At 58.1% G+C, this 19,595-nt stretch carries 18 protein-coding genes; 11 read left to right on the forward strand and 7 right to left on the reverse strand.

Translation table 11 applies throughout. From position 1 onward, the window contains the following. Positions 1 to 222 precede the first annotated feature (222 nt). On the reverse strand, positions 223 to 780 hold the full coding sequence (gene efp, locus VGR81_10475; protein HEV2289365.1) for an elongation factor P: 558 nt from the start codon (positions 778 to 780) through the stop codon (positions 223 to 225). Positions 781 to 981: 201 nt separating this feature from the next. After that, the gene (locus VGR81_10480; protein ID HEV2289366.1) at positions 982 to 2,619 is read right to left on the reverse strand and encodes a cellulose synthase family protein; all 1,638 of its coding nucleotides are present in this window, start codon (positions 2,617 to 2,619) and stop codon (positions 982 to 984) included. Between the two features lie 17 nt (positions 2,620 to 2,636). Here VGR81_10480 and VGR81_10485 point away from each other — a divergent pair, with 17 nt between their 5' ends. Further along, entirely contained in the window at positions 2,637 to 3,968 is a 1,332-nt protein-coding gene (locus VGR81_10485; protein ID HEV2289367.1) for a glycosyltransferase 87 family protein, read from the forward strand. A gap of 187 nt (positions 3,969 to 4,155) precedes the next feature. On the opposite strand, the gene VGR81_10490 is transcribed toward VGR81_10485, so the two are convergent. The 4 genes from VGR81_10490 to VGR81_10505 all read right to left on the reverse strand — a co-directional run bounded on the left by VGR81_10490 (position 4,156) and on the right by VGR81_10505 (position 7,930). Continuing rightward, positions 4,156 to 4,914, reverse strand: a complete 759-nt coding sequence (locus VGR81_10490; protein HEV2289368.1) for an alpha/beta hydrolase — start codon at positions 4,912 to 4,914, stop codon at positions 4,156 to 4,158. 305 nt (positions 4,915 to 5,219) lie between these two features. After that, a complete protein-coding gene (gene mqnE, locus VGR81_10495) occupies positions 5,220 to 6,392 on the reverse strand; it encodes an aminofutalosine synthase MqnE (GenBank protein ID HEV2289369.1) in 1,173 nt (390 codons plus the stop codon). A gap of 15 nt (positions 6,393 to 6,407) precedes the next feature. Beyond that, the gene (locus VGR81_10500; GenBank protein HEV2289370.1) at positions 6,408 to 7,295 is read right to left on the reverse strand and encodes a UbiA-like polyprenyltransferase; all 888 of its coding nucleotides are present in this window, start codon (positions 7,293 to 7,295) and stop codon (positions 6,408 to 6,410) included. Next, positions 7,292 to 7,930 carry a UbiX family flavin prenyltransferase gene (locus VGR81_10505; protein ID HEV2289371.1) on the reverse strand — a complete coding sequence of 213 codons (639 nt, stop codon included), beginning with the start codon at positions 7,928 to 7,930 and terminating at the stop codon, positions 7,292 to 7,294. The genes VGR81_10500 and VGR81_10505 overlap by 4 nt, the downstream gene beginning before the upstream one ends. A 314-nt stretch (positions 7,931 to 8,244) precedes the next feature. Here VGR81_10505 and VGR81_10510 point away from each other — a divergent pair, with 314 nt between their 5' ends. The 3 genes from VGR81_10510 to larB all read left to right on the forward strand — a co-directional run bounded on the left by VGR81_10510 (position 8,245) and on the right by larB (position 10,186). After that, positions 8,245 to 8,721: a hypothetical protein gene (locus tag VGR81_10510; protein ID HEV2289372.1), complete on the forward strand. Its 477-nt coding sequence runs from the start codon at positions 8,245 to 8,247 to the stop codon at positions 8,719 to 8,721. A 121-nt stretch (positions 8,722 to 8,842) separates the two neighbouring features. Further along, positions 8,843 to 9,313: a hypothetical protein gene (locus VGR81_10515; protein HEV2289373.1), complete on the forward strand. Its 471-nt coding sequence runs from the start codon at positions 8,843 to 8,845 to the stop codon at positions 9,311 to 9,313. Positions 9,314 to 9,433: 120 nt separating this feature from the next. Then, a complete protein-coding gene (gene larB / locus VGR81_10520; protein HEV2289374.1) occupies positions 9,434 to 10,186 on the forward strand; it encodes a nickel pincer cofactor biosynthesis protein LarB in 753 nt (250 codons plus the stop codon). A gap of 11 nt (positions 10,187 to 10,197) precedes the next feature. Here the strand turns inward: larB and selA are convergent, their stop codons facing one another. After that, positions 10,198 to 11,637 (reverse strand): L-seryl-tRNA(Sec) selenium transferase, encoded by a 1,440-nt coding sequence (selA, locus tag VGR81_10525; protein HEV2289375.1) that lies wholly within the window; start codon positions 11,635 to 11,637, stop codon positions 10,198 to 10,200. Between the two features lie 160 nt (positions 11,638 to 11,797). Between selA and VGR81_10530 the strand changes: the two genes are divergently transcribed. From VGR81_10530 to pth, 7 genes are all read left to right on the forward strand, one after another. Continuing rightward, a complete protein-coding gene (locus VGR81_10530) occupies positions 11,798 to 12,418 on the forward strand; it encodes an MXAN_5187 C-terminal domain-containing protein (protein HEV2289376.1) in 621 nt (206 codons plus the stop codon). Positions 12,419 to 12,516: 98 nt separating this feature from the next. Further along, the gene (gene purH / locus VGR81_10535; protein ID HEV2289377.1) at positions 12,517 to 14,082 is read left to right on the forward strand and encodes a bifunctional phosphoribosylaminoimidazolecarboxamide formyltransferase/IMP cyclohydrolase; all 1,566 of its coding nucleotides are present in this window, start codon (positions 12,517 to 12,519) and stop codon (positions 14,080 to 14,082) included. A 130-nt stretch (positions 14,083 to 14,212) separates the two neighbouring features. Then, complete coding sequence (locus tag VGR81_10540; protein HEV2289378.1) at positions 14,213 to 16,297, forward strand: tetratricopeptide repeat protein; 2,085 nt, start codon at positions 14,213 to 14,215, stop codon at positions 16,295 to 16,297. 12 nt (positions 16,298 to 16,309) lie between these two features. Next, complete coding sequence (gene ispE, locus VGR81_10545) at positions 16,310 to 17,188, forward strand: 4-(cytidine 5'-diphospho)-2-C-methyl-D-erythritol kinase (protein HEV2289379.1); 879 nt, start codon at positions 16,310 to 16,312, stop codon at positions 17,186 to 17,188. Between the two features lie 24 nt (positions 17,189 to 17,212). Then, complete coding sequence (locus VGR81_10550; protein ID HEV2289380.1) at positions 17,213 to 18,157, forward strand: ribose-phosphate pyrophosphokinase; 945 nt, start codon at positions 17,213 to 17,215, stop codon at positions 18,155 to 18,157. 27 nt (positions 18,158 to 18,184) lie between these two features. Beyond that, the gene (locus VGR81_10555) at positions 18,185 to 18,910 is read left to right on the forward strand and encodes a 50S ribosomal protein L25 (protein ID HEV2289381.1); all 726 of its coding nucleotides are present in this window, start codon (positions 18,185 to 18,187) and stop codon (positions 18,908 to 18,910) included. A 27-nt stretch (positions 18,911 to 18,937) separates the two neighbouring features. Further along, positions 18,938 to 19,561 carry an aminoacyl-tRNA hydrolase gene (gene pth / locus VGR81_10560; protein ID HEV2289382.1) on the forward strand — a complete coding sequence of 208 codons (624 nt, stop codon included), beginning with the start codon at positions 18,938 to 18,940 and terminating at the stop codon, positions 19,559 to 19,561. Positions 19,562 to 19,595 lie beyond the last annotated feature (34 nt).

A 19,595-nucleotide genomic window follows, 5' to 3' on the forward strand; every position in this document is an offset into this window, starting at 1 on the left:
ATTTGCCCTCAAAAACTCAATTCTAATCGCTTGTCCTATGAAGAATTAGAACTGACCGTAACTCGCACAAAACAAACAACCGGACATCGTTCTAATCGCTTATTCTTTCGATTTTTTGAAAAATTTTACGATTTCGGACACCTTCACTTACGGGCGGTCGAGGCTTTCCCGTGTCGGCCACCTGTGGCGGCCTGCTTTGCAAGAAACAGTCATTCTGAGGTATCAGACGCGCTGGATGTAGCGGCCTTCGGAGGTGTCGACTTTGACCTTGTCGCCTTCGTTGACGAACGGCGGGACGGTGACAACGAGGCCAGTCTCGAGCGTCGCCGGCTTCCCGACGGCGCTGGCCGTGGCCTTCTGCATGGTCGGCTCCGTGGCCGTCACGGTCAGGTCCACCGTATCCGGCAGCAGCACGCCCATGGGCTTGCCTTCATAGAATTCGATCTTCACCTGCAAATTGGGGATCAGATAATCGGTCGTCTCGCCGAGAAGATCCTTATCGAGCGAAATCTGTTCGTAGGTTTGCGAGTTCATGAAGTGGTAGCCGGTCGCGTCGCCGTAAAGAAATTCGAACTCGACTTCGTCCATGATGGCGCGCTCCACGAATTCCTCGGCGCGGAAGCGATAGTCGATAATCGAGCCGGTGCGCAGGCTGCGCATTTTGGTTTGCATCGAGCCGCGCTTGTTGCCCGGCGTGCGGTGCTCGACGCTGAAAACGGTGTAAAGATCGCCCTCGTGCTGGATGATCATCCCCGGGCGCAGTTGTGTTGCCTTGACCATGCGCTGCTCCTGATTCTGTTTGGGAACTTCCTGCTTGCCGAAGCGTGTGGAAGCTTGTCCCGCGAATCGAATGTTCTAGCCTCAATTATAACGGGCCAAGGCGCGAATGGTCAACGCGCGCTTGGTCGACGCGCGCATGTGGTCAGAGGCTGGAAACGGCGAGAGGAATGTCCGCGCCGGCGCACGGATTTCTTGCAAAGGTTAAAAGCCGGGGGCGCCGGTGGCAGCGGCTCGAACTTCAGCAGGCTCCGGAACGCGGCCCAGGCGAATGCGGTCGAACAAACCCTGCCCGAGGGACATCAGTCCGGTATAGAGATAGCCCCAAACGAACAGCAAAAGGAACGGGATCGTGATGTAGTTCTCGTTTTGAATTGCGTAAAGGACCGTGGCGGCAAAATACAAGCCGAGGAGCACTTCGGCGTACGGAATCCAGCCGGCGCGCTTGCGATATTTGCGCTTGAGCCATGCGCCGCGATCGTTGCGGTCGATTTTGTATTTCGGCGTGCGAACGAATTCCGATTGCTTGCCGAAGAGCGCTTCGACGACGGCGACGGCGTTGCGAACCGAAAGCCCGATGCCGACAGCCATAACAAAAGGAAGATACAAAATAGCGCGCCACCAGGTTTTTGGGTACAGGATGCGCTCGGACGTCAGATAAAAACTGGAAATCGAACAGGTGGAAGCGAGGAAGAGCGGCAAGTCGATGAGGCACATCTGAAACCAGCCCTGATAAAAACGCACGATCATGGCGGGAAGCAGAATCACGGAGAGAATCACCATCAGCGGATAGCTGATGTTGGCGGTGAGATGGAAAAATGCTTCGGCCTTCACATAACCCGGCTCATCGGAGCGAAGGACGCGCGGAAGAATTTTGATAGCCGTCTGCATCAGGCCCTTGGCCCAGCGCGCTTGCTGGGATTTGAACGCGTTCATTTCCACGGGAAGTTCGGAGGGACAATCGATCTCCGGCAAATAGAGAAAATGCCAGCCGCGAAGCTGCGCGCGATAGGAAAGATCGGTGTCCTCGGTGAGCGTGTCGTGCTGCCAGCCGCCGGCGTCTTCGATGGCGGTGCGGCGCCAGACGCCGCCGGTGCCGTTGAAATTGAAAAACGAGCCGCGACGATAGCGCGCGCCGTGTTCGATGACGAAGTGACCATCGAGGAGAATGGCTTCGGCTTCGGTGAGCGCGGAATAATCGCGGTTGATGTAGCTCCAGCGCGTTTGCACCATGGCCAGCCTGGGATCCGCGAAATAAGGAACCGTGCGCTGCAAAAAATCGGCAGGAGGCAAAAAATCGGCGTCGAAGATGGCGACCAAATCGCCCGTGGCAGTTTTCAAGCCTTCTTGCAGCGCGCCGGCTTTGAAGCCTTCGCGATTTTCGCGGTGAATATAGACGATTGGCACGCCGAGCTGCTGATGGCGCTCCACGCACGCGCGAGCAACAGCCTGCGTTTCATCCGTGGAATCATCGAGGAGCTGAATCTGAAGCTTATCGCGCGGATAATCGAATTGCGCGACGCAATCGACGAGGCGTTCGACGACGTAGCGCTCGTTAAAGATAGGAAGCTGTATGGTAACCTTGGGCCATTCGATGACCGGAGGTGGCGGACCGGGAACATTATGGCGGTAACGATAAAAATTGTAGACCAGGACGTAGCGATAAATTCCGTACGCGGCGAGGATGACAAGCACAATGAAATACGGAATCATCATGGCCAGATCGAAAGCGTTGGGCTGATAAATCCCGCTGAAGGTGCGATTGGTGAGCTTGCGCAGATAATCCGTGAAGGGATTCGCAGCAATCGCAGCCAGCAACGCCATGATGGAATAAAAATTCACGTCCGAATCACCCTCGCATGATGCGCCGCGCCCGAATTTCGGGTGGCACCATCGTACTCGCCGGCTTCGTCGTTCTCGAACTTCTGTTTCTCATTCTTTACCGCTTCAGAGATCTGGAAGCGCACGCCATCGGCACGATCACGATCGGCCTCGGCGCAGGAATCGTTTATTTCATCGTCCTCTACGGGCTCGAACATCGGCCCGGCGATTCGCGCGCCAATCGCACCGCGCTGTGGATCATCATGATCGGCGCGATGCTTTTTCGACTGACGCTCCTACCACTGGCGCCGACGCTATCCGACGATCCGTATCGCTACCACTGGGACGGCGACATTCAGCTCGCTGGCTACAATCCGTATATCGCCAGCCCGGATACGCTGCCACTGGGCCAGCACGTTACGCCGCTGGGACACGCGCTGCCTGCCCACGACATGCCCAACGTTTATCCGCCGCTCGCCGAGATGGTCTTCAAAACGGCGGCGCGATATCTGCCAGGGGCAATCGCATTCAAGCTTCCGTTCCTTTTCGCCGATCTGCTGGCTGTTTTCCTGCTGGCTGGGTGCCTGAGGTCCAGCACGAACCGGAACTTTCGCTTGGCGATTTACGCCTGGAATCCGCTGGTCATCGTCGAATTCGCGGGTACGGGGCACAGCGACGCGCTGGCCCTGGCCGCGCTGCTGGCAGCGCTCTTGATTATACGGTCGCGGATTGGGGTGTCAACGATTCTGCTAGCCGCGGCAGCGCTGCTCAAAGTTTTCCCGGCGACGCTTTTTCCGCTATGGCTGCGGCGCGCGGGCTGGCCGCGGACGCGCGTTTCCTGGGCGGCGGGAATCGGTTCGGCAGCGCTGGCGGCGATTTGCTTCTGGCCATATCACGCGGCGCTGGCGCAGATTCCGGCGACGCTCGCTTATTTTTCAGCGCACTGGCTGGACAACAACGCGAGCCTGTTCACGTTGCTGCGGATGTTCAGCGGGCACGCAGAAGTGGCGGCGGGAATCGGGGAAGGAATTGTGGTTGCGCTGGCATTCTGGGCGGCAGCGAGGCGTATGCAGCCAGAGCGGGCGGCGTTTCTGATTTTCGGAGCGATCCTTTTGCTCTCGCCGAATGCGTATCCGTGGTATTTCACGTGGATCATTCCGCTGTTGTGCTTTTTCCCGAATCCGGCGTGGCTACTGCTGACGATCTTGCAGTTTTTGTCGTACAGCGTGCTGATTGGATATGGGATTTTGGGGACGTGGCATTGGAGTCCGCTGATGCTGTGGCTGGAATATGCGCCGTTTTATGGGTGGATGGGGTGGGAGTTGGTTCGCGCGAATCGAACAAAGATGAACGTGACGGCGGAAGCTTAGCGGAGGGACTAAAAGCAAAAGCGACGCACCTCAGCGGCTAAAGCCGATGACGTTGCGATTGTTTTCGGCACGGCTGAAGCCGTGCCCTGACGAAACGGAGCAAATGTTCGTTCAGATATTCAGCACGATGGCGGCGCTGGCGAAACCTGCATCGTGCGGAAATGAGTTCACTGATTGCCGAAGTTTATCAATGCGATGTTGAGATCATGCCGATTGTCCCGAGCCATTTTTCCACAAGCTGCGGCCACTCGGTAATCGGAAGATTCGTGCGGCGCAGGCCAAAGCCATGGCCGCCGTGCGCGTAGATGTGAATCTCCGCAGGAACGCCTGCGTTTTTCAGAGCGATGAAGTACGTGAGCGATTGGTTTACGCCGTCCACATAATCATCCTCTGCCTGGACCAAAAACGTTGGGGGCGTCTGGCGCGTGACCGGAATGTTCGGGTTCAACTTGTACCCGGCACCGTCAACCCACAGATGCCCCGGATAAACGCCCACGGCAAAATCCGGGCGGCAGCTCTCTTTGTCGGCCGCGTCGACGGGGTTATACAAACGGCGCTTGTAATTCGTGCTGATTTCCGCGATCAGATAGCCGCCCGCTGAAAAACCGAGCACTCCGATTTTGTGCGGATCGACGTGGTATTCCGCGGCGTGAAGACGCACGATGCCGATGGTTCTCTGCGCGTCTTCCAGGGACAATGTCGATATCATGCGATTGTGGGGACGACAGTCACAGTGCCAGTCATAAGGCAGGCTCGGCACGCGATACTTCAGGAGCACGCAGGTGATTCCTTTGGACGTGAGCCAGTCGCAGACCTCGGTGCCTTCAAGATCCATGTACAACTCTTGAAACCCCCCGCCGGGGAATACGACGACCGCGACTCCGTTGTTGTTTCCTTTGGGTGAATACACCGTCATCGTTGGTTGCGAAATGTTGTGTTCAACCACAGCGCCTGGCGGCTCCTCACCAATTCTTTGCACGTATTCCGGACCCGGGACAGGTTGCGCATCGGGAGGCGTCCCGGGCCAGATCGCGATTTGGGTGTGACCGGGCGAGGGTTGCCAGACGTTCGTTCGTGCTGACGAAGCGCGAAACGAAAATAAAAATGCGAAACACGCTGCGAAGATCAAAAGCACTCTATTCATAACCTTCATTCCATGCAGGATTCGCACTAGATATCAAGGCTTAGGCTGCCAACTGTACGCGGAAATTCGGTGAGTACAACGCGGAAGAAACGCTCTGTTCCAAAAAACTAAACGTTGAGGGAGAGGGAGGTTTGGGGGATGAAGTCGGCGGTGCGGTTGGCGTTGGGGGCAGGTGGCATTTTGGAGCGGTCGACGGGATTGTAGAGCGTGTCGCGTTCGACAGGGACGCGGCCGGCGGCGCGGATGAGGCGCTCGAGTTCGGCGAGGGTCATATGCTGAGGAGTGGTGGCGCCGGCGTCATGATAAATTTTTTCTTCGATGACGGTACCGTCGATGTCGTCCGCGCCGAAGCGCAAAGCGATTTGCGCGATGCGCGGCGTGAGCATGATCCAGTAGGCTTTGATGTGGTCGAAATTGTCGAGCAGCAGGCGCGAAATGGCGATGGTCTTCAAGTCGTCGAAGCCGGTGGGCTTGGGGCAGAAGTCGAGTCCGGTATTGTCGGGATGAAACGCTAGCGGGATGAAAGTCTGGAAGCCTTTGGTTTCATCCTGCAATTCGCGAAGCAGCAGGAGATGCTCGACGCGCTCCTCGACGGTTTCGATGTGGCCATAGAGCATGGTGGCGTTGGAGCGCAAGCCGATTTGATGTGCGGTGCGGGCGATATCGAGCCACATGCGGCCGCTGGTTTTGTGGTCGCAGATGATTTTGCGCACACGCGGATTGAAAATTTCCGCGCCACCGCCGGGGAGAGAATCGACGCCGGCGTTTTTCATGGCGAGAAGCGTGTCGCGAATCGAGAGTTTCGAGATGCGCGAATAGAATCCGACTTCGACCATGGTGAACGCTTTCAGATGGACTTGCGGGAAGCGCTGCTTGAGGCCGCGAATCATGTCGAGATAGAAATCGAAGGGCAGATCGGGATGCAGGCCGCCGACAATGTGAAATTCCGTGGCACCTTCGGAGACGCCCTGCGCCGCACGGTGCCAGATTTCATCGAGAGAGTAGGTGTAAGCGCCAGTCACGTCCTTGTCGCGGCCAAAGGCGCAGAGCTTGCAGTGCGCGCCGCAGACGTTTGTGGGATTGATGTGGCGATTGACGTTGAAGTAGCAGACGTTGCCGTGGCGCTTCTCGCGGACGTGATTGGCGAGCCAGCCGATGGCGAGAAGATCGCTCGAGGAATAGAGCGCGAGGCCGTCGGCGGCGGAGAGGCGTTCGCCAGCGAGAACTTTTTGCGCGATGGGCTCGAGGCGCGGGTCAGTGATTTGCGGTTGCGTGTTCATCGAAAAAGGCGCAGTTCAGAAACGGGTCACGAAAGTCGCCGTGCCCCAGAAAATCAGGAACAATAAACTAATATAGCCGTTGATGGTGAAAAACGCAGCATTGATTTTGCTGAGATCGTTCGGTTTAACAAGCGAATGCTCGTAGGCGAGCAGCGCGGCGACGACGACGATTCCCGCCCAGGCAGGCCACGCCAGAGCGAAGCTCCGGGCGAGCCATCCGAGCAACAAAACCATGAGGACATGCATGACGCGCGCGACGGCGAGAGCGCCCGCGACGCCGAAACGCTTGGGAATGGAATAGAGGCCGGCTTGCTTGTCGAATTCGACGTCCTGGCAAGCGTAGAGGACATCGAAGCCGCCGACCCACAGCGTGACGGCGGCGCAGAGGATGAGCATGCGCGCATCGAGCGCGCCCCGGACAGCGATCCACGCGGCGGCGGGAGAAATGCCGAGGCAGAATCCAAGGACGATGTGCGACCAGGCGGTGAAGCGCTTGGTGTAGGAGTAGAGGAACAGAATCGCGAGCGCGACGGGAGAGAGTTCGAGCGCGAGGCGGTTGAGTTGCCAGGCGGCGATGACGAGGATGGCGGCGGAGACGAGCGTGAAGGTCCAGGCGAAGCGGACCGTGAGTTCGCCTTTCGGCAACGCGCGATTTTGCGTGCGGGGATTTGCGGCGTCGTAGCGCACGTCGGCGATGCGATTCATGGTCATGGCCGCGGAACGCGCACCGACCATGGCGACAACGATCCAGCAAAGCTGCCAGGCGATGGTGCGTCCTGCAGGCCATCCCACGCGGCCGGCGCGCTCGGCGAGGAGCGCGCCGACAAGCGCGAAGGGCAGTGCGAAGACGGAGTGCTCGAACTTAATCATCTCGAGCACAGTGCGGATGCGCGAGCGCGTCATTTATTTTGTGCTCCACTCTTTTTTGCCGCGCCAGACCAGCGATATTGCTCTTCCTGCGGCAGGCCGAGCTGCGCGAGGACACGAAAAACGTATTGCTCGACTATTTCGCTGATGGATTGCGGCGCGTAATAAAACGCGGGCATCGCGGGCATGACGATGGCGCCGGCGTCGTGGACACGAAGCATGTTTTCGAGATGAATGCGATTGAGCGGCGTCTCGCGCAGGCAGAGGACGAGGTTGCAGCGCTCTTTGAGGCAGACATCGGCGGCGCGCGCGAGCAAATCGTCGCTCGTGCCGGAGGCAATAGCGCCGAGCGCTCCAGCGGAACAAGGAATGATGACCATGCCGTCGACCGTGGCGCTACCAGAGGCGATGGTTGCGCCAATGTCTTTATTCGGCAGGCACTCGAATTTTTTCGCGGCGGTTGCGGTGAGCAGCGAGGCGAGCTTTTTGTGTTCCTGCGCGACGACGCCGAGTTCGGTCGAGATGAGGCGCAGACCAGCGTCGCTGGCGACGACATAGACGCGGGAGACGCGCGGGTCGCGGTCGAGTGCGCGGAGCATGGCTTGCGCGTAGATCGCGCCGCTAGCGCCGGTGATGCCAACAGTGATGGTCTTGGCTTCGGTATGGGCCATTGCGATGAGTCGAATCTCTGAGTCTAGGCAGCCGCTTTGCGCAAAGTCAAGCCGGCGAGCGAGGGGGCAGTTCCTGCGGCTTTATAGTTGACAGGCACTAAGACCTTTGTTAATCCTCCCTTGTTCCCTCCACTGCAATTCTTCTCAAGTCGCGACCAGGGGTAAGGGGCTATTCGTTACGTTGACTCGGCCAGAAAGTCCTTTTGTTTGAAGGAGCGATGAGCGTTGGCGGAGCCGATGGGGGAAACACGGGGATCGCGATTGATACGGAATAAGCTGGGGACGCAGCGACTTCCGAAACGGAGGATGAGAAAATGAATTCAAGATTCAAGTTTTTAGCAATTGCTGCGGTTTTTGTTTCGTATGTGGGCGGCGCACGAATCACGAACGCTGCGCCGCCGACGAATGCATGCTTGTTGCTCACGTCCGCGCAGGTGAGCGACGCCGTGGGGACGGCGGTAGACGCGGGCACGCCCCTCTTTGCGAGCCACCCGAAAGATTGTCAATGGCGGTCTACCGCCGCTCGGACCAACATCCGAGTACAGCTATTTCTTAAGGACGCGCAGGCGTTGACTTACGCCAAAATACCGATTTCCGGAAAGATTGTCACCGGCGCCAGTGGTGTTGGCGACGACGCGGTCTACACCACATTTCAGGGGACCGCTTCGGTTATGACCGTCAAAAAAGGGGACGTGGTCTTTGACGTTCACGTTCTCAGCTACGGCATGCCGGACGACAAGGTCAAAGCAATCGAGAAAACGTTGGCGCTCAAGATTCTTGCGAAGCTTTGAACCGGCGGAGGCGTTGGGCTGAGGTGAATCTTCGAGTTTATGGAGCGGCTTCGGACAAATTTAAGAAGGGGAGAAGTTTGATGCAAAATCCGTTTGCCATGTATGCTTGAGGCCTACCATCATGCCCGACGACGAACCGCTTAGTCTGCTGCAAACGCCAAGAAGTCCTGAATCAGGCTCCGCCGAACCCGACCCAAATAAGAGAAATTACGGCATGGTTGTCCTCATCACGCTTGGCTCCCTTGTGCTTAGTGGCGTCCTGTGCGTGAATCTAGTAGACCATCCGGGCGGAATCCAAACTCTCGCGATGGTGGCGTACACTTTTTTGATTCCTTACATCGCGTCAGACCGTTTCCTCAATTTCGTTCCCTGGAATCGACTGATCCGTGGAAAAGCCCTGCTGGGACATTGTCTTGCGTTAGTGGTTGTTTACGGCATTACGACCGAGGCTCTGGCTGTCAAGCCTCGTCTTCCCATTTGGTTTATTACTTCAGGACGAAGACTATCCCTCTTTCCTTTTTGTCTTGGCGGCATCCTTTTAGCCTTGGCTTTCTGTGAATATCGCTGGGTGATGAAATCCAAGGATGAATGAGTACGACAAGCGATTCCGTAACGCCTCTGCGATCTGACCGTCAAGAAACTGAGGGCTCTTCGATATGCGCAGCGCCAAAATGCTAAAATCTTGTTCGCGTTTCGGACAGCAGAGGAACATGTGAACGCAGAATACATTCGCGGACTGATGGAGGCGGTGCAAAAGGGGCGGGTGTCGCCGGAGGGGGCGGTCGAGCGGCTGAAGAATTTGCCATACGAAGATCTTGGGTTCGCGCGGATCGACCATCACCGAGAGCTGCGGCAGGGCTATCCGGAGGTGATTTTCGGCGCAGGGAAATTGCCGGAGCAAGTGGCGGAGATCGTGCGCGGAATGCTGCGAACGAAGTCGTCACACAACATTCTGATCACGCGCGCCGACGAAAAGATTTACCGGCGGGTACGAAAAATTTCGCAACAGGCGAGATTTCACGCGACGTCGGGCGCGATCACGATCGAGCGAAGCAAAAAGGTCACCGGCAAAGGATTGATTCTCGTGGTGACGGCGGGAACGAGCGACATTCGCGTGGCGGAAGAGGCGCTGGTGAGCGCGCAGATGATGGGCAACCGCGCGGAGGCGATTTACGACGTAGGCGTGGCGGGGCTGCACCGCTTGCTGAAGCATCGAGAGAAATTGACGTCGGCGCGCGTGATTATTTGTGCGGCGGGGATGGAGGGCGCGCTGCCGAGCGTCGTGGCGGGGATGGTGAGCGCGCCGGTGATTGCCGTGCCGACGAGCGTTGGCTACGGTGCGAGTTTTTCGGGGCTGGCGGCGCTATTCGCGATGCTGAATAGCTGCGCATCGAACGTCAGCGTGGTGAATATTGACAACGGATTTGGCGCGGCGTGCGTGGCGAGCTGCATCAACCGTCTGTAGGCCGCGCGGGATCAGAGCAGCGCCAATACAAGCGCTTGATGCAGGGCAGATTCTTCATCCTCAAAAACCGTCCGCAAGTCGAGTACCAGCGTGTTTTTTTCGATTCGCGCGATGACCGGCGAGCCAGTTTGCGGCTTGCGCAGCCGCTCTTCCAGCGAATCCGCGGAGTGGCGCGGGCTGCGCACGGCAATGAGCGTCGTCGGCAGTTTTTGTTCGGGCGTCGAACCACCGCCGATCACGGAGAATCCGCGGCAAATCTCAAGTGCCGCGCCATCGAGCAATTTCTCGCGCAGGTTTTCGACGAACGAGCAGGCACGACGATTCATTTCGTCGGCGGACATGCGAATCATGCGCAGCGCGGGGATCTCGTCCAATGCGCCGCGGCGATGGGCCTGCAAAGTCGCTTCGAGGGCGGCGACGGTCAATTTATCGACGCGCAAGGCGCGAAAGAGCGGATTCCGCCGGATGCGTTCGACGAGCTTGCGCTTGCCGGCGATGACTCCGGCTTGCGGGCCGCCGAGCAACTTGTCTCCGCTGAACGTGGCGATGTCGACTCCGGCGGCAAAACTCGCACGCACGACTGGCTCGCCGGCGCCAGCATCCGCGAGGCCCGTCAAGCAGCCGGAGCCTAAATCTTCGAAGAGGGGAATGCGTTTCTTGCGGCTGAGCGCGGTCAATTCCTCGAGTTCCGGACGCTTGGTGAAGCCGATGATTTTGAAATTCGACGGATGCACGCGAAGCAGCAAGCGAGTTTCTTTGCCGATGGCACGCTCGTAATCCACAATGCGCGTGCGATTCGTTGTGCCGACTTCGCGCAATCGCGCGCCGCTTTCCGCCATAATGTCGGGGATGCGGAATCCGTCGCCGATTTCTATTAGCTCGCCCCGCGAAACGATGACTTCCGCGCCCTTCGCCAGAGTGTTCAGGACGAGAAAAACCGCCGCGGCGTTATTGTTGACGACGATGGCGGATTCGGCGCCGGCCAATTCCGCCAAAGCGCGGCTGGTATGAACGTCGCGCTTTCCGCGCTCACCGGTATCGAGATCATATTCGAGATTGGAATAGTGCGTCGCCGTTGCGGCGATTCGTTCCGCGGCGGATTTCGGCAGAGGCGCACGGCCAAGATTGGTGTGGAGGACGACGCCGGTTGCGTTGATGACGCTGCGCAGAGAGGGCGCCAATTCGCGCTCCACGCAGGCGACGATTCGAGATTCGATTTGCGCCGCATCGAAGTTACGGGAAGCTTGACCATCCGGGGAATGACCGGCGAGTTCTTCGCGGATGCCGCTGAGCACCTGGCGCGCAACCAAAACCGCAGTTTCGCGGCCGGCGCGGTGAATGATCTCCGCGATTTTCGGCCGATTCAAGAGTTCGTCGACAGAGGGAATTTGCCGAAGGGCCGACGCTTGCGGATTCTGCAGCTTCGCTGCACGCCGGGTGGGAGAGGCCATAATAAAGCTATTTCAGCATACGCCCCGCGCCGAAGCAACCTGGCGATGAGCCTGCCTGGGGGGACAAATACCCTTCGGGCACAGATTTTTACGCCGTCGTTGACCCCCGGAATCGAGCAAATTTAGGATGTTGTGAGGAGCCTTTCTTTGCCCTTCGATTATGGCCGGAACCGCTGAGGAAGATCTCGCCCAACTCGAAAAAGACATCCGCCAACTGAAGATCGAGTACGAACAATTCTTCGGCGGCGGACGCAAACGCCCGCCCGCAGACACGCAATGGCGCGTGGAGACGATCATCAAGAAGTATGGCGACCGCGGCCCGGATATGAACAATGCGCAGCGATTCCGTTACACGAATATCGCGCAAACCTTCGCGAAATATTGCGAAATCTGGCGAAAAAAACTGAAGGAGCGAGAGGAAGGCACGACGCAACGGCATTTCGGCGCTGCCGCGCGGGCGATCGAAGCCGAACGCGCCAAGACAGAACATCATCCCGTGCCGGCGCCGGAGACACGGCGCCAAGCCGCAGCTACGGGGTACTCGATGGCGCTTCGCGATCCGGAGCAGGAAAAAGATCGCGTCGAGCAGCTTTATCGCAAGCTCGTGGAAGCGCGAAATTCCACCGGGGAAACCGGCGGGACGCCGAGCTTCGAGGATTTCGGGAAGTTCGTCCGCCAAAAGACGCACGAATTGAAGACGCAGAAAGGCGCCGCGGAAGTGGAGTACACGGTGAGCGTGGAAGGCGGGCGCGTGAAATTGAAAGCGCGCGTCAGCAAATAAGTACAGATTCTCACCTCTTTTTTTCGCCCCAGGTTCCCCTTTTCGATTTTTCCGCGACCGCATACACTAGTATGCCCATTTTCAATGAGGAGGATTGTGTGGCGATTGAGCGCGCACTGATCAGCGCTTATGACAAGACGGGCCTGGTGGATTTTGCGCGCCAGCTCGCAGAACTGGGAATCGAGATTGTGTCGACGGGGGGGACAGCACGGCTGCTGCGCGAGGCGGGAATTCGCGTGCGGGACGTGGCCGAGCTCACCGGCTGGCCAGAAATGCTGGGCGGACGCGTGAAGACTTTGCATCCGAAGGTTCACGGAGGGATTCTTTTCCGGCGCGGAAATGCGGGAGACCGCGAGGAAACGGCCCAACATTCGATTTCGGCCATCGATATGGTGGTTGTGAACCTCTATCCTTTTTCCGCGACGGCGAGCAAGGCGGGCGTGACGGCCGAAGAGCTGATCGAAAATATCGACATAGGCGGGCCGACGATGGTGCGGTCGGCGGCGAAGAATTTCGAAAACGTCGCGGTGGTCACGAGTTCGGATGATTACGCGAAGGTTGTCCAAGAGCTGAAAACAAGCCGCGAATTAAGCCTCGGGACCCGACTGAGGCTTGCGCGCAAAGCCTTTGCGCAAACGGCGAGATACGACGGCGAAATCGCGACGCAGATGGAGCGGCTTTCGGCCAATCATGAATTGCATCTCGCGAGCAAAGCTGAAACTCTGCCGTTTCGACTGCACTACGCGCTCGAACGTCAGCAGGCGATGCGCTATGGCGAAAATCCGCACCAGCAGGCCGCGCTTTATGCTCCGGCTGGACGCCCACATGCAGGATTCGCGGCGGCGCGGCAACATCAGGGCAAGGAGCTTTCGTATAACAATCTTGTGGACCTCGACGCCGCATGGTCGCTCGTGAGCGAGTTCTCCGCGCCGGCCGTGGCAATCATCAAGCACAACAATCCGTGCGGCGTCGCCGAGCATGCAAATCTTGCGGAAGCGTATCGCCTCGCGCTGGCGTGCGATCCGGTCTCGGCGTATGGCAGCGTGATCGCGTTCAATCGCGCGCTCGATGCCGAAACCGCCGAGGAAGTGGCACAGCTTTTTGTGGAATGCATCGTGGCGCCGGGATACGACGATGCGGCGCGAAACAAATTCGCGCCGAAGAAAAATCTGCGCCTACTCGAAATGGCCGGCGAGGAACCAGCGAAGCAACTGGAGTTGAAGAGAATCTTTGGAGGAGTTCTGGTGCAAGAGCAGGATAGCCACAGACTGGAAGAGTCTGAATTACGAGTGGTGACAAGCCGCACGCCGACAGAGCCGGAGCGACGCGACATGCTGTTTGCGTGGAAGGTCTGCAAGCACGTGAAATCGAATGCCATCGTCTTTGCGCGTGACGGGCAGACTCTTGGAATCGGCGCGGGACAGATGAGCCGCGTGGACTCGGTCAAGATCGCGGTGATGAAGGCACAAATGCCATTGGCCGGAAGCGTGGTGGCTTCGGATGCTTTTTTCCCGTTTGCTGACGGCGTCGAAGAAGCGGCGAAGGCTGGCGCCAAGGCGGTGATTCAGCCTGGAGGTTCGGTACGCGATGCCGACGTGGTGGCAACAGCGAACCGGCTCGGATTGGCGATGCTTTTCACCGGCGTACGGCATTTCCGCCACTAATGGAATTAGCCGCGGAAAGACTTCCGCGCATCCAAAATTAAAGTGTGATGGCAGCGGTAACAATGGGCGGGAACGCTTTGACGCCTCCGGCTTCGTATACCATAATGAGCAGCAGGATTGTGGGGTAGGCATGAAAAATAATCTAATCCGCGCCGTCCTCGTTGCAGCGCTGAGCGCGAGCGGTGCGGCGGCGCAAACTGCTTCGCAAGGGTCAACGCCGCAGTCCGCGGCAAACTCGTTTCCCTACACGCAGACCGACCAAACAAAACGCGCCGAAGCCTACTCCGATTTCATGCTGGGGCATCTGGCTGAGCAGCAATTCGATGAGTCAAGGAAAGCCGAACTGGCCGACCAGGCAATCGGCTATTACCAGAAGGCTCTGACGCTTGATTCAGATCCCTACATTACCGAACGGTTGGCGGAAGTCTATGCCGCCGAACAACGGACCGATGATGCGATCCAGGAAGCGAAAGCCGCGCTGGAAAAAGATCCCAATAACCTGGCTGCACATCGCCTACTGGCGCGGATTTATATTCGCCAGCTGGGGGATGCGAGTTCCAACGATACGCAGGCGGCGACAATCGCAGAGGCTGTCACGCAGTTGCAGGCGGTGCAGCGGCTGGATCCGAATGACGCCCAGTCACAGCTTTGGCTGGCGCACTTATACCGATTCCAGAACAATCCGGATCAAGCAGAAAAAGTTCTTAAAGCTATCTTGAGCCGCGCAGCAGACAATGAAGGGGCGCTCGAACAGCTCAGCCAGCTTTATTTGGATGAAGGCCGGCCACAGGATGCGGTTTCCGTGCTGCAGAACGCCGCGTCGGATTCTCAGGACCCGGCGATTTTCGATTTGTTGGGAAGCGCTTACACAAAGATGAACGATCTGGAAAAGGCGGAAGCCGCATACCAGCGCGCCGTGAAACTCGATCCGGATGAGCCGAGCCACCGGCATGGATTAGCGGATGCGCTGCTGGCGAATGACAAGTACCAAGAAGCGCTGGCGCAATTTCAGCGTCTGACTCAGCTCGAACCTGATTCTGCGCAGAATTACCTGCGTATGTCGCAAATTTATCGTCATCTGGATGAGCTCGACAAGGCAGAGAGCAGCCTGATGCAAGCGAAAAAATACGCACCGGATAATCTGGAGGTGCTGTACAACGAGGCGCTCCTCTACGAAGCGCAAGCGCGTTACAAAGACGCCATTGAAATTCTTTCCGATGCGATCGCCGGTGTGAAGGCACAGCAACAACAGGGTCAGCCGGCGCCAAATGCGCTGGGCATATTGTACGAACAGCTGGGGCTGGCTTACCAAGATTCCGGGGATTATGCGACGGCGGAGCGAACGTTCGAGGAGATGGAAAAACTCGGACCGGGAACGCAAAAGCGCGGAGAACTTCTGCTTATCGACAGCTATCGCGCCAGTGGAGACATTAAATCAGCCATCGCTGAGGCGGAAAAGGCCTCGACGGCCAATCCGGAGGACCAGAATCTCGCTGTTACTCACGCCATGCTGCTTGGCGATAACGGCCAGACGGACGATGCGATAAAAGTTCTTCGTGGCATGAGCCAGGGAAACGCAGCGAACCGCGATACGTATCTGGACCTCGCGCAAGTCGAGGAGCGCGGCAAGCGATATTCAGAAGCCCAGAAAGACGCCAATGCCGCTCTTTCCATGTCCCAGGCGCCTGCGGACAAGGAGTCGGTATGGTTCATGCTTGGAGCGATTTACGACGATGAAAAGCAATACGAACAAGCCGAGGATATGTTCCGCAAATCGCTGGCCGTGGACCCACACGATGCGATGGTTCTGAACTATTACGGTTACATGCTGGCGGATCGAGGCGTGCGGCTCGATGAAGCGATTTCGATGATTCGCAACGCCGTGGCGGAAGACCCGACGAATGGCGCCTATCTCGATAGCCTCGGCTGGGCTTATTACAAACAGGGGAATCTAACGGAGGCACAGCAATATCTACTGCAGGCGGTTTCTCATAGCGGAAACGATCCGACGGTGCTCGGGCATTTGGGCGAGGTTTATGCCAAGCTCGGGCAGAACGACCTTGCAGAGCAATCCTGGAAGAAAGCCCTCTTCTATTGGCAAAAGGCGCTGCCAGCTGATTATGCGCCCGATAAAGTTGCGGACCTGCAAGCAAAACTCAAAGACCTCAAGCGCCATGTCGCCGAAAAGTCCTCCGGCAATAGTGGCAATCCGTAATATCCTCTGCGGATGAAGAAATCCGTTCGACTGCCCGCGTTTGCGAAGATAAACCTGCGTCTGCACGTGCTGGACCGCAAGCCCGACGGTTACCATGAATTGCGCACGATCTTCCAGGCCGTCTCATTGCACGACACACTGGAGCTCCGGCTTTCCGCTTCGGGGGGAATTTCGCTCGAGATTGATAACTCGGATTTGACAGCGGATTCGACAAACCTGGTCTGGCGCGCCATTGATCTCCTGCGCCGCGAGCTCCGGCTAAAACAGGGAGTTCACGCGCGCCTCATAAAGCAAATTCCGGTGGCGCGAGGGCTCGGGGGCGGTTCGAGCGACGCAGCAGCGGCGCTTTTGGGCGTGCTGCGGCTGACGAGCGGTAAAGTGCCGCTTCCGCGATTGATCGAAATTGCGTCAAGCCTGGGAGCCGACGTGCCTTTTTTTCTTTTCGGCGGACGCGCGCTCGGCGTGAATCGAGGCGATGAGATCTATCCGTTACCGGATGGACCGCGGCAAACAGTGCTGGTCGTCTCACCGCACAACGTGAGCGTGAGCACGAAGGACGCCTACGCATGGGTAGATGAACGATTGACAAGAAGCGCCGCTGCCCCTAAAATATGGGGTTTCTGCGCTCTGTGCTGGAGTCGGCAGGGTAGCGGCATCGCGAATGATTTCGAGGATGCCGTTTTCCACCGTCACCCTCGTTTGAGTCAAATCAAGCGGGCTTTGCTCCGGGGAGGAGCTGCGGAAGCCGCGCTGGCGGGTAGCGGATCGGCGGTGTTTGGAGTTTTCCAATCCCCAGCGCAGGCGCGCCGAGCCGCGCGAGCTTTTCCGAAGGACGAGGTTTTTGTAACCAGAACCCTTTCGAAGGAAGAGTATCGCAGGGCTGTGCTCTAGAGGCAGTCGTCTAAGAGGAATCCTTTGACCGACGACAAATTCAAAATCTTCAGTGGAAGCGCGAATCCGGCGCTCTGCGAAGCGATTTGCCACTACCTGGGCGTGCCGCGCGGACATGCGGAACGCGGGCAGTTCAGCGACGGCGAGTCGCGATTCCAGATACTGGAAAATGTTCGCGGCGCGGACGTGTTTGTCGTGCAGGCCTGCTGCCATCCTGTGGATTTCCACTTGATGGAACTTTTGCTGATGATCGACGCGTTCAAGCGCGCGTCGGCGTGGCGCGTGACGGCAGTGATTCCTTACTACGCCTACGCGCGGCAGGATCGCAAGGACCGACCGCGCGTGCCGATTTCCGCGAAGCTGGTTGCGGACTTGCTTGAAACTGCCGGAGCGAGCCGTGCACTGACGCTCGACCTGCACGCACCGCAGATTCAGGGTTATTTCAACGTGCCTGTGGACCATTTGTTCGCCGCGCCGGTGCTTGTCGAGTATTTCCAGAAGAGCGGGATGCAGAAGCCCACGGTCGTCTCCCCGGACGCTGGCGGCGTGGAACGAGCGCGATTTTTCGCCAAAAAAATGGATGCACCGCTGGCTATCGTTGATAAGCGGCGCATTGATGTAAACGTGAGCGAAGTGATGCACTTGATCGGCGATGTGAAGGGCCGGCCGGCGCTCGTGATTGATGACATCATCGATACAGCGGGCACGCTGGTGAAAACGGCCGAGGCGCTGCTGAAAGAAGGAGCGACCGATGTCTACGCAGGGTGCACGCACCCGATTCTCTCCGGGCCTGCGGTGGAGCGGATTTGCAGCTCTCCGATAAAAGAAGTGATTGTCACTGACTCGGTTCCGCTTTCCGCGGAAGCGAGAAAAGTTCCGAAGATTAAAGTGCTCAGCGTGGCGGAACTGCTGGCGCGCGGCATCCGCTCGATTCACGAAGAAACTTCGATCAGCGAATTGTTCATTTAGAGGGCATTTAACAGGAAGGACAGACATATGGAAGCCTTTGTTGTGGAAGCAGCGCCGCGCGAGGAGCGAGGCAAGAACGCCGCCCGGCGGACGCGACGAACGGGACAGGTTCCGGCCGTGCTATACGGCGGCAAGCAAGAGCCATTGGCAATGTCCGTAAATGCGCGGCAGGTCGCGCGGATTCTGCGCTCGGAGACTGGTCACAACACGATTTTCACCGTTCACGTCACCGGCCACAAAGATGAAAAGGCGATGGTGAAGGATTGGCAGGTCGATCCTGTGAGCGGTTCCTTGCTGCACGTGGATCTGTTGCGCATCGCGATGGATGTGCGCATGCGCGTGCGCGTTCCGGTACATGTGTTCGGCGAGCCTGAAGGTGTGAAGTTGCAAGGCGGAATCTTCGAGATGGTGACGCGCGAAGTCGAACTCGAATGTTTGCCCGCGGACATCCCGGAAGAATTTAAAATGGATGTCAGCGGACTGACCATCGGCAAGCAGCTTCGCGCCGCGGACCTGCCGATCGACCCGGCGAAAATCAAGCTGATTACGGACCCGCAGCGCGTTTTGGCGCACGTTGTCGTGCTCAAGAAGGAAGAGGAAGTCACGCCGGAAGCAGCGGCCGCGGCTACGACCGAGGCGGTGCCAGCCGAGCCCGAGGTCATCAAGAAGGGCAAGAAGGAAGCCGAGGAAGGCGAAGAGGGCGCGGAACCGGCGAAGGCCGAAAAGCAGGAGAAAAAGGGCAAGGAGAAGTAAAGCGGCGCCCAAGACGGGCACGCGCGGATGCGAATCATTTTGGGCCTTGGCAATCGAATTATCGTGGGGCTTGGCAACCCCGGCCGCGAATACGCCTGGACGCCGCATAATCTGGGCTTCCGGGTGATTGACCTGCTGGCGGAACGGTTTGCGATTCGCGTGACTCGCTCCGAGGCACATTCCTTGATCGGCGTCGGGCAGATTGCTGGTCACGATGTCGTGCTTGCAAAGCCGCAGACGTACATGAATCTGAGCGGACAAGCGGCGAGCGAGCTGATTCGGCGATATGAAGCGGATCCGGCGGAAATGATCGTGGCCAGTGACGAGGCTGCACTGCCCTGGGGAACAATTCGGATTCGCGAACGCGGCAGCGCCGGCGGGCATAACGGGCTGAAGTCGATTATCGGTTCGCTGGCCACGGACGAGTTTTTGCGGATTCGACTGGGGATTCAGCCGAAATTCCCGCCGAGCGATTTGGCGGCTTACGTTCTTGCGCCGATCGGCAAGGATGTACAAGCGATTGCCGACGAAATGATTTCCGCGGCGGCTGAAGCCGTAGAAATGATTCTTGCGGAAGGCGCGGGACGGGCGATGTCGCGATTCAATCGCCGCGAGACGCCGCTCGACGAAACTGACGAGCAAAGTTCTTGAGTCAACGCTTGTTGTGGTGAATGAAAAGAGGAAA

This window comes from Candidatus Acidiferrales bacterium (genome assembly GCA_035934015.1).
Classification (GTDB): Bacteria; Acidobacteriota; Terriglobia; order Acidiferrales; family UBA7541; genus DAHUXN01.

Excerpts from the sequence above, each read along its gene's own strand:
- efp (HEV2289365.1), bottom strand. The coding sequence starts at position 780 with ATGGTCAAGGCAACACAACTGCGCCCGGGGATGATCATCCAGCACGAG.
- VGR81_10485 (HEV2289367.1), top strand. The coding sequence starts at position 2,637 with ATGATGCGCCGCGCCCGAATTTCGGGTGGCACCATCGTACTCGCCGGC.
- mqnE (HEV2289369.1), bottom strand. The coding sequence starts at position 6,392 with ATGAACACGCAACCGCAAATCACTGACCCGCGCCTCGAGCCCATCGCG.
- VGR81_10500 (HEV2289370.1), bottom strand. The coding sequence starts at position 7,295 with ATGACGCGCTCGCGCATCCGCACTGTGCTCGAGATGATTAAGTTCGAG.
- VGR81_10505 (HEV2289371.1), bottom strand. The coding sequence starts at position 7,930 with ATGGCCCATACCGAAGCCAAGACCATCACTGTTGGCATCACCGGCGCT.
- VGR81_10510 (HEV2289372.1), top strand. The coding sequence starts at position 8,245 with ATGAATTCAAGATTCAAGTTTTTAGCAATTGCTGCGGTTTTTGTTTCG.
- VGR81_10515 (HEV2289373.1), top strand. The coding sequence starts at position 8,843 with ATGCCCGACGACGAACCGCTTAGTCTGCTGCAAACGCCAAGAAGTCCT.
- selA (HEV2289375.1), bottom strand. The coding sequence starts at position 11,637 with ATGGCCTCTCCCACCCGGCGTGCAGCGAAGCTGCAGAATCCGCAAGCG.
- VGR81_10530 (HEV2289376.1), top strand. The coding sequence starts at position 11,798 with ATGGCCGGAACCGCTGAGGAAGATCTCGCCCAACTCGAAAAAGACATC.
- VGR81_10540 (HEV2289378.1), top strand. The coding sequence starts at position 14,213 with ATGAAAAATAATCTAATCCGCGCCGTCCTCGTTGCAGCGCTGAGCGCG.
- ispE (HEV2289379.1), top strand. The coding sequence starts at position 16,310 with ATGAAGAAATCCGTTCGACTGCCCGCGTTTGCGAAGATAAACCTGCGT.
- VGR81_10555 (HEV2289381.1), top strand. The coding sequence starts at position 18,185 with ATGGAAGCCTTTGTTGTGGAAGCAGCGCCGCGCGAGGAGCGAGGCAAG.
- pth (HEV2289382.1), top strand. The coding sequence starts at position 18,938 with ATGCGAATCATTTTGGGCCTTGGCAATCGAATTATCGTGGGGCTTGGC.